The 15841-nt window shown below is 66.9% G+C and carries 13 protein-coding genes; 12 read left to right on the top strand and 1 reads right to left on the bottom strand.

The features are described 5' to 3' along the window. Positions 1 to 79: 79 nt before the first annotated feature. The gene (locus J2X20_RS19135; RefSeq protein WP_310267946.1) at positions 80 to 1318 is read left to right on the top strand and encodes a GNAT family N-acetyltransferase; all 1239 of its coding nucleotides are present in this window, start codon (positions 80 to 82) and stop codon (positions 1316 to 1318) included. Next, positions 1315 to 2121, top strand: a complete 807-nt coding sequence (locus J2X20_RS19130) for a serine protease (protein WP_310267944.1) — start codon at positions 1315 to 1317, stop codon at positions 2119 to 2121. The genes J2X20_RS19135 and J2X20_RS19130 overlap by 4 nt, the downstream gene beginning before the upstream one ends. Positions 2122 to 2251: 130 nt before the next feature. On the opposite strand, the gene J2X20_RS19125 is transcribed toward J2X20_RS19130, so the two are convergent. Further along, complete coding sequence (locus J2X20_RS19125) at positions 2252 to 2986, bottom strand: PEP-CTERM sorting domain-containing protein (RefSeq protein ID WP_310267941.1); 735 nt, start codon at positions 2984 to 2986, stop codon at positions 2252 to 2254. Between the two features lie 224 nt (positions 2987 to 3210). Here J2X20_RS19125 and J2X20_RS19120 point away from each other — a divergent pair, with 224 nt between their 5' ends. The 10 genes from J2X20_RS19120 (at position 3211) to xrtA (ending at position 15830) form a co-directional block, all read left to right on the top strand. Next, positions 3211 to 4788 carry an FAD-binding oxidoreductase gene (locus tag J2X20_RS19120; RefSeq protein WP_310269968.1) on the top strand — a complete coding sequence of 526 codons (1578 nt, stop codon included), beginning with the start codon at positions 3211 to 3213 and terminating at the stop codon, positions 4786 to 4788. 199 nt (positions 4789 to 4987) lie between these two features. Then, the gene (locus tag J2X20_RS19115) at positions 4988 to 5614 is read left to right on the top strand and encodes an XrtA/PEP-CTERM system exopolysaccharide export protein (protein WP_310269965.1); all 627 of its coding nucleotides are present in this window, start codon (positions 4988 to 4990) and stop codon (positions 5612 to 5614) included. A gap of 68 nt (positions 5615 to 5682) precedes the next feature. Beyond that, a complete protein-coding gene (locus J2X20_RS19110) occupies positions 5683 to 7278 on the top strand; it encodes an XrtA system polysaccharide chain length determinant (protein ID WP_310267940.1) in 1596 nt (531 codons plus the stop codon). A 1-nt stretch (position 7279) separates the two neighbouring features. Next, positions 7280 to 8281, top strand: coding sequence for an XrtA-associated tyrosine autokinase (locus J2X20_RS19105; RefSeq protein WP_310267937.1), 1002 nt, complete (start codon positions 7280 to 7282; stop codon positions 8279 to 8281). After that, positions 8262 to 9809, top strand: coding sequence for a TIGR03016 family PEP-CTERM system-associated outer membrane protein (locus J2X20_RS19100; protein WP_310267934.1), 1548 nt, complete (start codon positions 8262 to 8264; stop codon positions 9807 to 9809). The genes J2X20_RS19105 and J2X20_RS19100 overlap by 20 nt, the downstream gene beginning before the upstream one ends. A gap of 196 nt (positions 9810 to 10005) precedes the next feature. After that, a complete protein-coding gene (locus J2X20_RS19095) occupies positions 10006 to 11103 on the top strand; it encodes an XrtA/PEP-CTERM system-associated ATPase (protein ID WP_409034188.1) in 1098 nt (365 codons plus the stop codon). A gap of 13 nt (positions 11104 to 11116) precedes the next feature. Continuing rightward, positions 11117 to 12010, top strand: coding sequence for an XrtA system polysaccharide deacetylase (locus J2X20_RS19090; protein ID WP_310267928.1), 894 nt, complete (start codon positions 11117 to 11119; stop codon positions 12008 to 12010). After that, positions 12011 to 13060, top strand: a complete 1050-nt coding sequence (locus tag J2X20_RS19085; protein ID WP_310267926.1) for a FemAB family XrtA/PEP-CTERM system-associated protein — start codon at positions 12011 to 12013, stop codon at positions 13058 to 13060. A gap of 8 nt (positions 13061 to 13068) precedes the next feature. Continuing rightward, positions 13069 to 14262, top strand: a complete 1194-nt coding sequence (locus tag J2X20_RS19080; RefSeq protein WP_310267923.1) for a TIGR03087 family PEP-CTERM/XrtA system glycosyltransferase — start codon at positions 13069 to 13071, stop codon at positions 14260 to 14262. Beyond that, complete coding sequence (gene xrtA / locus J2X20_RS19075; protein WP_310267921.1) at positions 14259 to 15830, top strand: exosortase A; 1572 nt, start codon at positions 14259 to 14261, stop codon at positions 15828 to 15830. The genes J2X20_RS19080 and xrtA overlap by 4 nt, the downstream gene beginning before the upstream one ends. Positions 15831 to 15841 lie beyond the last annotated feature (11 nt).

Here is a 15841-nt window from a genome sequence, read left to right as displayed (position 1 = left end):
GACGGGCTCGGCCAACTTCCACGAATCGAACGGCATGCAGATCAAGCAAGCGAGTCTCCGTAAGCGGCTCCACCAGGCGATGCGCAAGGCATTCTCCCGGTTGCCGCAGCACACGCGCTTCAGCATCTATCGGGCCATGATCGACTGCGATCCGGCGCCCGATCCTCGGCTCGAACTCAAGGTCGCCGAAACGCAGGAGGAGCTGGAAGACTGCTTCCGCATCCTGCACGACGCCTATGTCGCCAGCGGCTTCATGAAGCCGGCGCCGTCGGGCCTGCGCGTGACCATGTACCACGCGCTGCCGACGACGACGACGCTGTGCGCCAAGTACGACGGCCGCGTCGTCGGCACGATGTCGATGATCCGCGAAGGCGTGTTCGGCTTTCCGCTGCAGTCGGTCTTCGACCTCAGCGACGTGCGCGCCAAGCAGGGCCAGGTCGCCGAGATCTCGGCCCTGGCCGTGCACCCGGACTTCCGCAAGACCGGCGGCGCCATCCTCTTCCCGCTGATGAAGTTCATGTATCAGTACTGCACCGAGTACTTCGATACGCGCCATCTCGTCATTGCGGTGAATCCCGACAAGATCGAGCTCTACGAGTCGCTGCTGTTCTTCGAGAGGCTGCAGGAGACCGTCGTGGACAACTACGACTTTGCCAACGGCGCCCCGGCCGTCGGTGCGACCCTGGACCTGCCGGTTGCGAAAGAGATCTTCCGGCGCGTCTACGGCAAGCGCAAGGAACGCAAGAACCTCTACAACTATTTCGTCCAGCTGCGTCTGCCGCACATCAAGCTGCCCAAGCGCCGCTACTTCACGACCAATGATCCGGTGCTGACGCCGGCCATCCTGGACTATTTCTTCAACCAGCGCAGCAAGGTCTTCGAGGAGCTCGATGACCGTCGCAAGGCGCTGTTGTGGTCCATCTACGACCAGCCCGAGTTCCGCGCCGTGCTGCCCATGATGAGCGGCTCACTGACGGGCTTTCATCCGATGCGCCGGCATCAGCGCTTCTCGTTGCGCTGCCCGGCCGAGTTGCGCGTGCGCGTCGAAGGCGGTGAGCGTTCCATCGTGATGACGGTCATCGAGATTTCCCTGTCGGGCTTCCAGGCCCAGTCCAAGCTCGACATCCCGGTCGGCGCGGAAGGCGCGGTCCGGGTGGAGCTGGGGCTGCAGGACAAGGCCACGCTGGACGTGAGGGTCATGCGCCATCACCATGCCGACACGGGCGAGTACTACGGCTTTCGGGTGGACGAGCCCGACGAGGTCTGGCGCCGTGCCGTCAGCGCCTTGGAAACCGAGCATGTCGCGGGAGACCTGTGAGCCCTGAACGTCGCCGCCTGCTGGCGATGGCGGCAGCGCTGGCCTGCGGCGCGGGTGCAGCCCGCGCCGAGTCGCTGCCCGATCTGGTCGCGCGCGCCAAGCGCTCTGTCGTGCTGGTGGGCAGTTATGGCTTGATGGACAACCCGCGTTTCGGTTTTCGCGGCACCGGTTTTATCGTTGGAGATGGGCGTCACGTCATCACCAACGCGCATGTGATTCCCTCCGAGGCGCCGGATCGCATCGACCGCATCGATCGCAGCATCGCCATCCAGGTCTGGACGCCCGAGCTGCAATGGCAGATGCGCAGTGCGACGCTGGTGTCCATGGACAAGCCGCGCGATCTGGCTGTGTTGAGCTTCGATGCCCCGGCGGCACCCGCCTTGCGGCTTTCCGCGGGCGAGGTGCGCGAGGGCGCGGCCATTGCACTGATCGGTTTCCCGATTGGCGGGGCGCTGGGCTATTCCCATGTGACGCACCGCGGCATCGTGTCCGCGCGTACGGCCATCGTGCCGCCGGCGACGGGCCCCCAGGGGCTGAGCGAGCGGGCGGTGCGGCAACTGCGCGAAGGGAGCTTTGAGGTCCTGCAGCTGGATGCGACGGCCTATCCGGGCAACAGTGGTGGCCCGGTGCTGGATGTCGAGTCCGGTGAGGTGGTCGGCGTGGTCGGCATGGTGCTGGTGAAAGGCACACGCGAGTCGGCGCTGAGTGCTCCCAGCGGCATCAGCTATGCCGTGCCTGCACGGGACGCTGCGGCCTTGCTCAGTGCTGCCCCGGCGGCAGACGCTGCTCCGCGGCCGCGCTGAATCGCCTCGACAGCGCTGAGCTTCTTTCGGCGCCGCTGCGCGCCTACCGGTTTCCAGCAGGCAATAAAAAACGCCCCGCATGGCGGGGCGCTTTGATCTCTCGCTGGCGCTTGCGCGCCAGAGTCAGAGATTACTTGGCAGCGCGGCGGCGGCTGGCGACGCCCAGGCCGGCGATGGCCAGGCCAACCAGGGCCAGCGAAGCCGGCTCAGGCAGACGGGTGGCTTCGATGGTGCCGGACCAGGAGTTGTTGTCCAGAGCGCCACCACCCAGGATCGTGGCCGACAGGGCGGCGACGTTGGTGTTGGTGTACTGGGCGCTGAAGATGCCGGTCCACTTGGTCATGTCGTCACCAGCGTCGCAGACGCCGTTGGTGTTCAGGTCATCGCAAGCTTGACCCAGAACCGTCATCGTGACGGACACGTTCGGGCCGACTTGGGACACGGTGAAGGGCGAAGCGCCCAGGCCGGGAACCAGGAAGGTGGCGTCGAAGATCCAGTTCGGCTTGGCGGCGAACGTCAGGAACTTGCTGTAGTTGGTCAGCACGCCCATCGGGAAGGCATTGCCGGTTTCGCCGGGCAGCACGACCGGGTTGGCCATGTCGCGGATGGTGCCGGCGCTCAGGACCGGAACGCCCAGGAAGGAGCCGGTGCGCAGGTTGATGACGGCGAAGTCACCGGACGTCGACGTGGCGCCGTTCGGCGGCGGGTCGATGTTCAGCGGATCGTTGTTCCAGTCGATGTTGCCGTTGGTGACGATGACTTGACCGATGGTCAGGTTGGCGATACCGACGATGGGGGTTGCAGAGGCAACGCCTGCCGCTGCGAGGGCCGCTGCAGCAACCAGCGTCTTCAGGGTCTTGCTCATTTGAATCTCCTTGATTCACTTGCTAGAGGTGGGGGCGCGGCCCCGGACGATGGGTAATAAGCAGGTCGCGTGCCAGCTTTGCTCGGCCTCAAAGGATTCCCTTTAAAAACAATGAGTTGCTGTCGCATCGGGTGACGAAGTTCCGGTACTTTGAGGCGCTGCGGGCAGTCGCTGTAAAGTCCACCGACACCCGGTTGGCCGGGAGACGGGGAGGCCGCGTGGACATGGCAGGCGCTGAACAAGAGACGACCCGGCGGAATTCCGCCAATGTGACAGGTTGGGACCGTGGCGATCTGGACTGCTGGCGCGCCACGACGGTGGATGAGGTGAAGGCCTGTGTGGAGCGGGCGCAACGCCAGGGGAGGGCCCTCTATCCGATCTCGACCGGGCTGAACTGGGGCTATGGCTCGGCCACGCCGCCGCAGGCCGGCGCCGTGCTGCTGGACCTGAGCGGCATGAACCGCATCCTCAACGCGACCGAGATTTCCCAGGCGAATCCGGTGGCCGTCATCGAGCCGGGCGTGACGCAGCGGCAATTGCACGACTTCCTGGGCCAATCCTGCCCGGGGCTGAGTTTCAATGTGACGGGGTCCTCGCCGGACACCAGCATTCTGGGCAATGCGCTGGATCGGGGCGTGGGTTATCTGGGCCCGCGGCGGGAGGATGTTTTCGGCCTGGAGGTGGTGACCGGCCGCGGCGAGTTGCTGCGCACCGGTTTTCGGCGCCTGGGCGAGGATTCGCCGCTGGCCCATGCCCATCCCTATGGCCTCGGGCCGATGCTGGATGGCCTGTTTTTTCAGGGCAATTACGGCATCGTCACCAGTGCCTGCCTGAAACTGCTGCCGCGTCCGGCGTGCTCGGTCGCGGTGTCGCTGGCCCTGCGCGATGTCTCGAAGTTAGGCGAGTTCCTGGACGGTCTGGCGTTGCTGAAGCGGCTGGGCGTCATGGCGGGTGTGACCCATGTGGGCAACCAGGCGCGCACGCGGGCCAGCATGATGTCGGGCATCAGCGAATACCTGCGCGCCGCCTGCGGCGTGGCCGAGGCCGACCTGGTCAGGGAGGCGGACCGGGCGCTGGCCACGGTGGCGCCCTATGAATGGACCAGCCTGGGGGGCGTGGCGGGCAGTGCGGCCCAGGTGAAGGCCGCGATCGCCGAGGTCAGGCGGGTGCTGGGCGGCATCGCCAAGCTGACCGTGGTGGATGACGCCAAACTGGCCGCCGGTTTTCGCCTGTTGAATCCGCTGCGCAATATCTGGCCGTGGGCGCGTGCCAATGCGGCGGCGATTTCGGCCATCCAGCCCTTGCAGGGTTTGGCCGACGGCCGACCGACGGATGCCGCCATCACCAATCTTTTGTGGCGATATGGGCAGCCCCAGGCGCCGGGGCGGGATTTGGATGCTTCCCGTTGCGGGCTGATATTCATCAATCCCGCGCTGCCCACGGATGGCGCGGCGGTGGTGGCTGTGGTCGAGGGCATGAAGGGGGTGGCCGCGGGATTCGGCCATGAGCTCTATATCACCCTGAATATCGAGACGACGACCTCGCTGGTGGCGGTGGCCAATCTGCTGTTCGATCGCGGTGACGCGGCGGCGGTCGCGAACGCCCGGGCCTGCGCGCGCGCCATCTGGGAATATTTACGCGGCCGCGGCCTGGAGGTGTATCGGGCGCGGGCGGACATGATGGAAGACGTGGTCGACCCGAAAGATCCGTTCTGGCGCACTGCCTGGGCGTTGAAATCGGTATTCGACCCCGACAATCTGATTGCGCCAGGCCGCTACAACCTGGTCCGCGCGCCCGTGTGAAAGTCCGCGCAGCTCGGGGGGAAGCCCCCGATTTAGGTTGCCAGACATGGGGTGGGCCTATGGCATCATTCCAAGGCTTTGGCCCTTGGTGATGGCAGGTTTTGCCGTTCTCTCTCGATTGCAACGGTTTGCGAGGGCCTTCGATGAACAGACCCACAGAGGACTCGCCTTGAACGCTTCGAACCACCGTGATGCGCAAATGACGTCGGCAAGCAAGCTTGCTGGATGGTTGGTGCGGGGCCTCGCGGCGCTGGCCATCGGCGTGCTGGCCGGCTGCGCCAGCACCAGCTATCCGCCGGCACCGCCCGCCGTGGCCAACGACGACTACAGCTACATCATCGGCGCGGGTGACAGCCTGAACATCCAGGTCTGGCGCAATCCCGAGCTGTCGATGTCGGTGCCGGTCCGCCCGGACGGCAAGATCGCCGCGCCCCTGGTGGACGAGATGATCGTGCAGGGCAAGACCTCCGTGCAGGTGGCGCGCGAAGTCGAGAAGCAGCTCAGCAAATACGTGCGCGATCCGGTCGTGACCGTCATCGTCACCAGCTTCATCGGCCCCTACAGCGAACAGATCCGCGTCGTCGGCGAAGCGGCCAAGCCGCAATTCCTGCCCTACAAGCAGAAGATGACGGTGCTGGACGTGATGATCGCCGTCGGCGGCCTGACCGACTTCGCCTCCGGCAACAGCGCCACCATCCTGCGCACGGCCGAAGGCAACAAGCAGTATTCGGTGCGCCTGAAGGACCTGATCAAGCGCGGCGACGTCTCTGCCAATGTCGAGATGCGCCCCGGCGACATCCTCATCATTCCCCAGAGCCTGTTCTGAACCGAAGGGGAGGGCATGGGCCAGCCGCCCGTCCCTTCTTGCGATAGCTTTAACCGAGACTGTTCTCCATGGAATTGCTGATTGGTCAGCTTCTGATCATCGTCCGGCGGATGTGGAAGTACCGCTGGGTCGGTCTGGTCGTGGCCTGGGTGGCCGGGCTGGTCGGCGCCGTGGTGGTGTTCGTGCTGCCCGACCGCTACGAGGCCAGCGCCCGCATCTACGTGGACACCCAGTCCATCCTGAAGCCGCTGATGTCAGGCCTGGCGGTCCAGCCCAACGTCGAGCAGCAGGTGACGATGCTGAGCCGCACGCTGATCAGCCGGCCCAATGTCGAAAAGCTCGTCCGCATGGCCGACCTGGACCTGAAGAACCAGTCCAAGGCCCAGCAGGAAGCCACCATCGAGACGGTGACGAGCAATCTGTCCATCCAGAGCAGTGGGCGCGACAACCTCTACATCCTCGGCTACCGCGACAGCGACCCCGAGACGGCCAAGCGCGTCGTGCAGGCCCTGGTGTCCATCTTCGTGGAATCCAGCCTCGGCCAGACCCGCCAGGGCACGTCGACGGCGACGACCTTCATCAACGAGCAGATCAAGGCCTATGAGGCCAAGCTGGAAGAGGCCGAGACGCGGCTGAAGGAATTCCGGCTCAAGAACCTGTCCAACGTGGGCGGCAGCGATGGCAAGGACTCGGCGTCCCGCATCGCCGAACTCGGCGGCATGCTTGAGCGTTCCCGACTGGAATATCGCGAGGCCGTGAATGCCCGCGATGCTGCCAAGGCGCAGCTGGAGGCTGAAAAGGCCCGCGGTGGCGGCCAGACGACCATCCAGAGCCTGATGCAGGAATCCACCGCCAACGTCAGCACGCCCGAGCTGGACGCGCGCCTGTCCGATCTGCGCCGCAACCTCGATGCCCTGCTGCAGCGCTACACCGACCAGCATCCCGACATCATCTCGACGCGCAAGCTCATCAAGGACCTGGAAGAGCAGAAGAAGCGCGAGATGGCCGAACTGCGCAAGCAGGCGATGAATGTGCCGACGGCGACGGTCAGCCAGTCCGGCGGTGGCAGTCTGGCCATGCAGGAACTGGTGCGCATCATGGCCACGGCCGAGGTCCAGGTGGCGGCCCTGAAGGCGCGCGTGGACGAATACTCCAGCCGCTACGGCCAGGCCATGGCTGCCATGAAGACGGCGCCCCAGGTCGAGGCCGAGGCCGCCCAGCTCAATCGCGACTACGCCATCCACAAACGCAATTACGAGGACCTGGTGCAGCGTCGCGAACAGGCGTCCATCTCCGGTGAGCTCGACGTCGCCTCCGGCGTTGCCGACTTCCGCGTCATCGACCCGCCGCGCGCCAATCCCAAGCCGGTGGCGCCCAACCGCCTGCTGCTGCTGGCCGGCGCCATGGCCGCGGCCCTGGGCGTGGGCCTGTTCACGACCTTCGCGGCCAGCCAGCTGCGCCCGGTCTTCCATGACGCGAACGACCTGCGGGCCCGCGTCGAGCTGCCCATCGTGGGCGTCGTGACGCGGCTCGTGACCGATGCGGACCGTGCACGCCAGCGTGTCGATCTGATCCGTTTCTCGGCGGGGGCCGGTGGCCTGCTGGCGATGTTTGCCGTCGCATTGACGGTCTTGGCTGTGCAACTGAGCCGGCAGGTGGTTTGACATGACAAGCCTGATTGAACAAGCCGCCCAGCGGCTCGAGCAACTGCGCCAGGCCGGCGTCGTGCTGCCCGGCGATGAGCAGGCCGCCCAGCCCGCGCCCAGCCAGCCGCCCGCGGTGGTTGAACCGGCCGCGCCCGTCGTGGCTGCCCCCGCGGCAGCGGCGACGGCTCCCGCCTCATCTCGCCCCCATGTCGGCATCTCCATCCAGGACGATGGTCACCATCCTTCGTCCAAGCGCGTGGAGCTCGACGTCGTGGCCCTGGCGGCCCAGGGCTTCCTGATGCCGCACACGCCGCGTTCCCAGACCGGCGACCAGTACCGCGTCATCAAGCGTCCGCTGATCAAGAACGCGATGGGCAAGGGCGCCGCGACCATCAACCATGCCAATCTGATGATGGTGACCAGCGCCCTCGCGGGCGAGGGCAAGAGCTTCACCTCCATCAACCTGGCGTTGAGCATTGCGGCCGAGCTGGACAACACCGTCATGCTGGTCGACGCCGACGTGGCGCGGCCCTCGGTGCTGCGCATGCTGGGCCTGACCCAGGGCCCGGGCCTGCTGGACGTGCTGGAAGAGCGCGTCGACATGTCGGAGGTGCTGCTGCGCACCAACGTCGAGAAGCTGACCATCCTGCCCAGCGGCACGCCGCATCCCCGCGCCACGGAACTGCTCGCCAGCGATGCTATGAGCCAGCTGCTGGACGACATGGCCAAGCGCTATCCGGACCGCATCATCATCTTCGACTCGCCGCCGCTGCTGCTGACGACCGAGTCCCGGGTGCTGGCCTCCCACATGGGTCAGATCATCATCGTCGTGCATGCCGAGAAGACGGCGCAGAGCGCGGTCCAGCAGGCCCTGGCCGCGATCGAGAACTGCCCCGTGAAGATGATGCTGCTCAACCAGGCCAGCCCGAACGCCGCCGGTGGGTATGGCTACGGGTATGGCTACGGCTACGGATACGGCTACGGCTACGGATATGGCAGCAATGACTCGGCTCAGACCTGAGCCGCGCCATCTGCCCCTGGCCCTCGCCCTCTGTGCGTTAGCGGCCCAAGCCCAACAGGGCGAAGGAGGCGGCACGTCGTCCGGCTCCGCCATCCGCCCCCGCATCGGTTTCTCGCAGGCCTGGACCGACAACCTGCGCCTGAACGACAACGAGAAGGATGCCGCGCTGATCACCACCGTGTCGCCCGGCGTCAGCATCGTGCGCAACACTGGCACGCTGCGCGGCAGCCTGGACTACACGCTCAACGGCATCACCTACCTGAAGACCACTTACGGGTCCCAGATCCAGAACTCGCTGAGCGCCAGCGCCCAGGCCGAGATCGTGCCGCGCACCTTTTCTGTCGATGCCCAGGCCAGCATCGGCCAGCAGAATGCGTCGGCCTTCGGCCTGCAGCAGGCGCCCACGCTGGGCTCGCAGGGATCCGTCTCCGCCCTGGACAACCCCAATCGCCGTGAGACCGGCACGCTGACCGTCTCGCCGCTGCTGCACGGCCAGCTCGGTGGCCTGGCCAGCGTCGACCTGCGCGGCAACTTCTCCATGACCGAGGTGAAGGGCAGTGCCCTGGGCGACAGCCATGGCAGTGGTGGCTCGCTGCGCATCGCCCAGCTCAATCCCGGCCTGCTGAGCTGGTATCTGCAGGCCCTCACCCAGCAGACCCGGCCCAAGGGCACGCTGTCCAACCGCAACAGTTCGGCCACCGCCGGCCTGAACTATCGGCCCAACCCCGACCTGCTTTTCAGCGTCAACGCGGGCCAGGAGCGCAACGACTACCTGAGCCACAGCGGCGGTGACCAGAGCGGCTTCACCGGGGGCGTGACGGGTGAATGGACGCCCACATCGCGCACCCGCATCAATGGCAACTGGCAAAAGCATGCTTACGGCGACGGCCACGGCCTGACTTTTGAGCACCGCATGCGCAACTCGGTCTGGCGCCTGTCGGACACCCGCAACGTCACGCTGGGCAATACCGGCGCGATCGGTGGCGTGCGCACCAACTACGACCTCTATTTCCTGCTGTTCGCGTCGCTGGAGCCCGATCCGATCAAGCGCGACACCCTGGTGCGCGCCTATCTGCTTTCGCAGGGAATGTCGCCGGATGCGCAGGCCGCGCTGGGCTTCCTGTCCGCCGGGCCGAGCCAGCTGCGCAACCAGATGTTCAGCTTCGCCCTCCAAGGGGTGCGCAGCAATGTGACGGCCACCGTCAGCCGCTCCATCACCACCCGCCTGGGCGAGAACCTGAACCAGGGCGACCTGGCCAACAACGCGCGCATCGAACAGCGCTCCTATTCGCTGTCGGGCAGCTATCAGCTCTCCCCGGTCTCCGGCATTTCCTTGACGGTCTCGCGCCAGGAGACGGTCGGCGACGCGAACAACCGGCGCGCGCAACTGACCACCCTGGCGGCCAACTGGAACACCCGCCTGGGCACGCGCCTGAGCGCCCAGCTCGGCGCCCGCCACAGCCGCTTTGAAGGTGTCACGCCGTATTCCGAGAATGCGGCCTACGCCAACCTGACCCAGCAGTTCTAAAAGATGAATATGAACCCCTCGCCCAGCCTTGCCCAGCTGAACGCTGGCAAGTCCGGTCGGTCCCCCGAGGGGACGGCGATGCTTGCCGGCTCGACCGGCAAGCACATCGCCAGCGCGGGCCGGCTAGGGAGCGGCCCGGCGCTCGGCCCGCAAATTCGAGCGCTGCATGCACTGCATGGCGCCATGGATCACCGACATGTATGAAGCCTTCTACGGCCTGAGCAGCAAGCCCTTCCAGCTCAGCCCGGATCCGAACTTCTACTACGGCAGCAAGCAGCATCGCCGGGCCAAGGCCTACCTGGACTATGGCGTGCTGCGCAATGACGGCTTCATCGTCATCACCGGCGAGATCGGTGCCGGCAAGACGACGCTGCTGCGCGGCCTGCTGGACAGCCTGAACCGCAGCAATGTCGTCATCGGCAACGTCGTGACGACCCAGCTCGATGCCGAGGACACGCTGCGCATGGTGGGCGCGGCCTTTGGCGTGCGCGTCAAGGACGCACCCAAGTCCGAGCTCCTGATGACGCTGGAGGCCTTCTTCGTCAACCAGGTCACCCAGGGCAAGCGCTGCCTGCTGATCGTCGACGAGGCGCAGAACCTGACCGCCCGCGCGGTCGAGGAGCTGCGCATGCTGTCCAACTTCCAGTTCGCCAACCAGTCGCTGCTGCAGACCTTCCTGGTCGGCCAGCCCGAGTTCCGCGGCATCCTGCAAAAGCCCGAGATGGAGCAGTTCCGCCAGCGCGTCGCGGCGACCTGCCACATCGGCCCGCTGGACGAGGACGAGACCCAGCGCTACATGGAGCACCGCCTGAAGTGCGCGGGCTCCACCGGCAAGCCCACCTTCGACCACGACGCCTTCCCGGCCATCCACAAGGCCAGCAACGGCATCCCGCGCCGCATCAACCGCCTGTGCGACCGCCTGCTGCTGCTGGGCTTCATGCAGGGCCGCACGCACCTGACGCTGGCCGACGTGAAGGAAGTGCTGCGTGACATCGCCCAGGAAAGCGAGACGCCGCGCCACAGCGACGTCAGCCCCCTGGACAGCGTTCCCGCCAGGCTGCCCGACAGCCGCCCGGGTGCCCTGGACAGCGCCCCCGGCGCCCTGGACGTGACCAAGCTCAAGCTGAGCCCGGCCGAGGTCGATGGCCTGTCCACCGAGATCGCCGCCCTGAACGCGGACCACCACACCGACCGCCTGCAGCGGCTGGAGCGGAGCATGATGCGCTTGGAGCGCATCAACCTGCAGACGCTGGCGCTGCTGCAGAAGCTGGTCGATGCCGTGAAGCAGCATTGAGGGAGTCCTGATCATGCTGATGCCCACCAAGACCCCGGCCCTGCGCAACGCGATGAGCATCGACGTGGAGGACTATTTCCAGGTCTCCGCCTTCGCGCCCTATATCCGCCGCGAGGACTGGAACGGCCTGGAATGCCGCGTCGAGCGCAATATCGAGCGCATCCTGGCCCTGCTGGCCGAGAAGAACGTCAAGGCCACCTTCTTCACGCTGGGCTGGATCGCCGAGCGCTATCCACAGGTCGTCAAGGCCATCGTGGCCGGCGGCCATGAACTCGCCAGCCACGGCTACGGCCACGAGCGTGCCAGCGACCTGAGCCCGACGGCCTTCCTGGACGACATCACGCGCGCCAAGAAGATGCTGGAAGACCTCGGCGGCGTGCCCGTCGTCGGCTACCGCGCGCCGAGTTTCTCCATCGGCAAGGGCAACCTGTGGGCCTTCGACACCCTGCGCGAGGCCGGCTACCGCTACTCGAGCAGCGTCTACCCCATTGCCCACGATCACTACGGCATGCCCGATTCGCCACGCTTCGCCTACCCGGTGCGCGAGGGCCTGCTCGAGATCCCGGTCACCACGGTGCGCATGGGTTCGCGCAACCTGCCCAGCAGCGGCGGCGGCTACTTCCGCCTGCTGCCCTACGCGCTGTCGCGCTGGATGATCCGCCGCGTCAACGAGATCGACGGCGAGCCGGCGGTCTTCTACTTCCATCCCTGGGAGATTGATGCCGACCAGCCTCGCGTGGCCGGCATCGATGCCAAGACGCGCTTCCGCCACTACGTCAACATCCCGCGCACCCACGATCGCATCGCACGCCTGCTCGGTGACTTCCGCTGGGGCCGGATGGACGAGATCTTCCTCGGCCGCGAGGCCAGCCCGCGCGCTCCGGCGCCCTCGCTGAGCCCGGCCTGAATGAGCTCCCCCCTTCGCATTGCGCGCCTGGCCGCGCAAGACAAAGCCTTGTCCGCGCGCTGGGACGAGTTCGTCTTCGCTCACCCGCAGTCGACCTTCTTCCACCGCAGCGGCTGGCTGCGCATCATCGAGTCGGTGTTCGGCCACCGGGGCTTCTTCCTGTATGCCGAGCGTGACGGCGTCATCGAGGGCGTGCTGCCGCTGGCCGAGGTCAAGAGCCGGCTGTTCGGCCACTCGGTGTCCAGCCTGCCGTTTGGCGTCTACGGCGGTGTTGCCGCGCTGAATGACGAGGCCGCCGCGGCCCTGGAGGCGGAGGCCGAGAAGATCGCCCGAGGGCAGGGCGCCGAGCACCTCGAATACCGCAACCTCGGCCCCACCCGCCACGCCGACTGGCCGCGCCAGGATCTCTACGTGACCTTCCGCAAGGAGATCCTGCCGGACGAGGAAGCCAATATGCTGGCCATCCCGCGCAAGCAGCGGGCCATGGTGCGCAAGGGCATCAAGAACGAGCTCAAGGCCGAGATCGACGCCAACGTGGACCGCTTCTTCGACCTCTACGCCGACAACGTGCACCGCCACGGCACGCCGGCCATGCCCAAGAAGTATTTCCAGGCCCTGCTGGACGAGTTCGGCGCCGACGCCGAAGTGCTGACCGTCACCGGCCCCGACGGCAAGCCGCTGTCCACGGTGCTGACCTTCTACTTCCGCGACGAGTGCCTGCCCTACTACGCCGGTGACGACGAGGCCGCCCGCGACCTCGCCGCCAACGATTTCAAGTACTGGGAGCTGATGCGCCGGGCCTGCGCCCGCGGCCTCAAGGTCTTCGACTATGGCCGCAGCAAACAGGGCACGGGTCCGTACGCCTTCAAGAAGAACTGGGGCTTCGAGCCGCAGCCGCTGAGCTACGAATACCGGCTCTTCAAGCGCGACGCGATCCCCCAGAACAACCCGAACAACCCCAAGTACCAGCTGATGATCAAGGCCTGGCGCAAGCTGCCCATCGGCGTGGCCAACTGGCTGGGGCCCTTTATCGTCAAGAACCTGGGCTGAGGCATCGCTTGAAGATCCTCTACCTCGTCCACCGCCTGCCTTACCCGCCCAACAAGGGCGACAAGGTGCGCTCCTACCATCTGCTCAAGCATCTGGCGGCGCGGCACGAGGTCCATCTGGGCACCTTCCTCGACGACCCCGACGACGAGCAGCACCTGACGCGCGTGCAGGCCCTGTGCAGGAGTCTGCATGTCGCGCGCCTGAGCCCGCGTTCGGCCAAGCTGCTCAGCCTGCGCGGCCTGCTCAGCGGCGAGGCCCTGAGCCTGCCCTACTACCGCGACGCCGGCCTGCAGGCCTGGGTGGACGAGACGGCGGCCCGCGTGGGTTTCGACGCCGTCGTCGTCTTCAGCGGCGTGATGGCCCAGTACACGCAGGGCCTGAAGGGCGTGAAGACGCTGGTGGACTTCGTCGACGTCGATTCCGCCAAATGGCGCGACTACGCGCCCGAGCATGCCTGGCCCATGTCCTGGCTGTACCGCCGCGAGTTCGCCAAGTTGCTCGGCTTCGAGCAGCGTGTGGCCGATGCGGCGGCCTGCAGCTTCTTCGTCACCGACAACGAGGTCGCGCTGTTCCGCGAGCTGAGCCCGGGCCGCGAGCTGCGCCTGGCGGCTCTGGGCAACGGCGTCGATGCCGACTTCTTCACGCCGGACGCCGGCCGTGCCAGCCCGTTCGCGGCGGATGAGCTGCCGCTGGTGTTCACTGGCGCCATGGACTACTGGCCCAATGTCGACGCGGTGACCTGGTTCGCCAGCGACATCCTCCCTGCGCTGCGCGAACGCTTCCCGGCGCTGCGCTTTCACATCGTCGGCCGCGCCCCGGCGCCGGCCGTGCAGGCCCTCAGCGGCGCAGCCGTCAACGTGACCGGCACCGTGCCCGACGTGCGCCCCTATCTGCAGCACGCCGCCGCCGTCGTCGCGCCGCTGCGCCTGGCGCGCGGCATCCAGAACAAGGTGCTGGAGGCCATGGCCATGGCCCGCCCGGTCGTCGCGGCCGGCACCTGCGTGCGCGCCATCACGGCCGACGCGCAGGCCGGCCTGCAGCCCGCCGAAACCGAATCCCACTATGTCGAGCGCCTCAGCGCGCTGCTGGCCGACCGTGAGGCCGCGGACGCCGCCGGCCGTACGGCGCGCGACTTCGTGCTGGGCGCCTACAGCTGGGATGCTCATCTGGCCGGCCTGGACCGCCACCTGGAGGCTGCGTGATCCGTCTTCCCAAACCCTGGCCGAAATCCTGGAACATGCCCCTGCTCGGCCTGGCCCTGGCCTGGGGCCTGCTCGCCGTCCTGTATTTCGCCACCGGCGCGGCCATGGTCGAGATCTGGAACCGCTCCGAGACCTTCGCCCATGCCTGGGTGGTGCCGCCCATCTCGGCCTGGCTGGTCTGGCGCCGGCGTGCCGAGCTGGCGTCGATCACGCCAAAGCCGGCGCCGCTGTGGCTGCTGGCCCTGCTGCCGCTGGGCCTGCTGTGGCTGCTGGGCGACCTGGCTGCCGCCAACGCGGCCACGCAGTTCGCGCTGCTGGGCATGGGCGTGGTCCTGGTGCCGGCGCTGCTGGGCAACGAGGCCGCCGGCCGCATCACCTTCCCGCTGGGCTTTTTGTTCTTCGCCGTGCCCTTTGGCGATTTCCTGACGCCCTGGCTGGTGGACCGCACGGCCGACTTCACCGTCATCGCGCTGCGCGCCACTGGCATCCCGGTCTTCCGCGAGGGCACCCAGTTCGTCATTCCCACGGGTTCCTGGTCGGTCGTGCAGGCCTGCAGCGGCATCCGCTACCTGATGGCCTCGGTCATGGTGGGCACGCTGTTCGCGTACCTGAACTACCGCAGCTACAAGAAACGCTGGGTCTTCGTCGGCGTGGCCATCCTGACGCCGCTGGTGGCCAACTGGCTGCGCGCCTACATGATCGTCATGCTGGGCCATCTGTCGGGCAACAAGCTGGCCGTCGGCGTGGACCACATCATCTACGGCTGGGTCTTCTTCGGCATCATCATGCTGGCGATGTTCATGATTGGCGCGCGCTGGTCCGACCCCGACCCCGAGCCGGTGCTGGCCGCGCCCGGCGAGGCCAGCACGACCGCCTCGCGCAACCGGTTCGTGGCTGTGCTGGTCGCCGCCATGCTGGTCGTTGCCCTGCCCACCGGCCTGCGGGCCCAGGTCGAGCATGCCGGCGCCCATGGTCAGCCCAGCCTGGCGGCACCCAGCCTGCCCGGCATGAACTGGGTGGCCGAGCCGCTCAGCAGCTGGGAACCCCACTTCAAGAACGCGGCGGGCACGCTGCATGGCCGTTTCGAGCCGACCGCCGGCGGCCCGGCCGTGGGCGTCTTCATCGGCTACTACCGCGATCAGCGCTACGGCCGCCAGCTCATCACCTCGGTCAACGACATGGTCAACATCGAGGAAGAGAAGGAATGGTCGCGCACGTCCAGGGGGCTGGACGCGGTCGACGGGCAATCCTGGCGCACCGGCGAGCTGCGTGGCCAGGCCCTGGACCAGGTCAGCGGCGGCGGCAACCAGGCGCCGCGCCTGCGCGTCTGGCAGACCTACTGGATCAATGGCCGCCCCTTCGTCAGCGACTGGCAGGCCAAGCTCTATGGCGCGGCGCAAAAGCTGCTGGGGCAGGGCGATGACGCCGCCGTCATCCTGGTCTATGCCGACAAGGCCAGCGTCGGCGCTGACGACGCCCGCCTGCGTGAATTCGTCAAGCAGAACTGGGCCGCCCTGGACACCGCTTTGCGTGGGGTCCGCGATCGCGACGCTGCCCGCCAGCAGTGACAATCACGCGC

It is taken from the genome of Roseateles saccharophilus (assembly GCF_031458095.1).
Taxonomy (GTDB): Bacteria; Pseudomonadota; Gammaproteobacteria; order Burkholderiales; family Burkholderiaceae_C; genus Pelomonas; species Pelomonas saccharophila_A.
The sequence above is the reverse complement of the archived record's forward strand: the minus strand, read 5'-3'. Positions and strand labels throughout refer to the sequence as shown.

Coding starts and splice junctions, on each gene's coding strand:
- J2X20_RS19125 (WP_310267941.1), bottom strand. CDS start 2,986: ATGAGCAAGACCCTGAAGACGCTGGTTGCTGCAGCGGCCCTCGCAGCG.
- J2X20_RS19135 (WP_310267946.1), top strand. CDS start 80: ATGCGCAAGGCATTCTCCCGGTTGCCGCAGCACACGCGCTTCAGCATC.
- J2X20_RS19105 (WP_310267937.1), top strand. CDS start 7,280: ATGACAAGCCTGATTGAACAAGCCGCCCAGCGGCTCGAGCAACTGCGC.
- J2X20_RS19085 (WP_310267926.1), top strand. CDS start 12,011: ATGAGCTCCCCCCTTCGCATTGCGCGCCTGGCCGCGCAAGACAAAGCC.
- J2X20_RS19115 (WP_310269965.1), top strand. CDS start 4,988: ATGACGTCGGCAAGCAAGCTTGCTGGATGGTTGGTGCGGGGCCTCGCG.
- J2X20_RS19110 (WP_310267940.1), top strand. CDS start 5,683: ATGGAATTGCTGATTGGTCAGCTTCTGATCATCGTCCGGCGGATGTGG.
- J2X20_RS19100 (WP_310267934.1), top strand. CDS start 8,262: ATGACTCGGCTCAGACCTGAGCCGCGCCATCTGCCCCTGGCCCTCGCC.
- J2X20_RS19120 (WP_310269968.1), top strand. CDS start 3,211: ATGGCAGGCGCTGAACAAGAGACGACCCGGCGGAATTCCGCCAATGTG.
- J2X20_RS19095 (WP_409034188.1), top strand. CDS start 10,006: ATGTATGAAGCCTTCTACGGCCTGAGCAGCAAGCCCTTCCAGCTCAGC.
- J2X20_RS19090 (WP_310267928.1), top strand. CDS start 11,117: ATGCTGATGCCCACCAAGACCCCGGCCCTGCGCAACGCGATGAGCATC.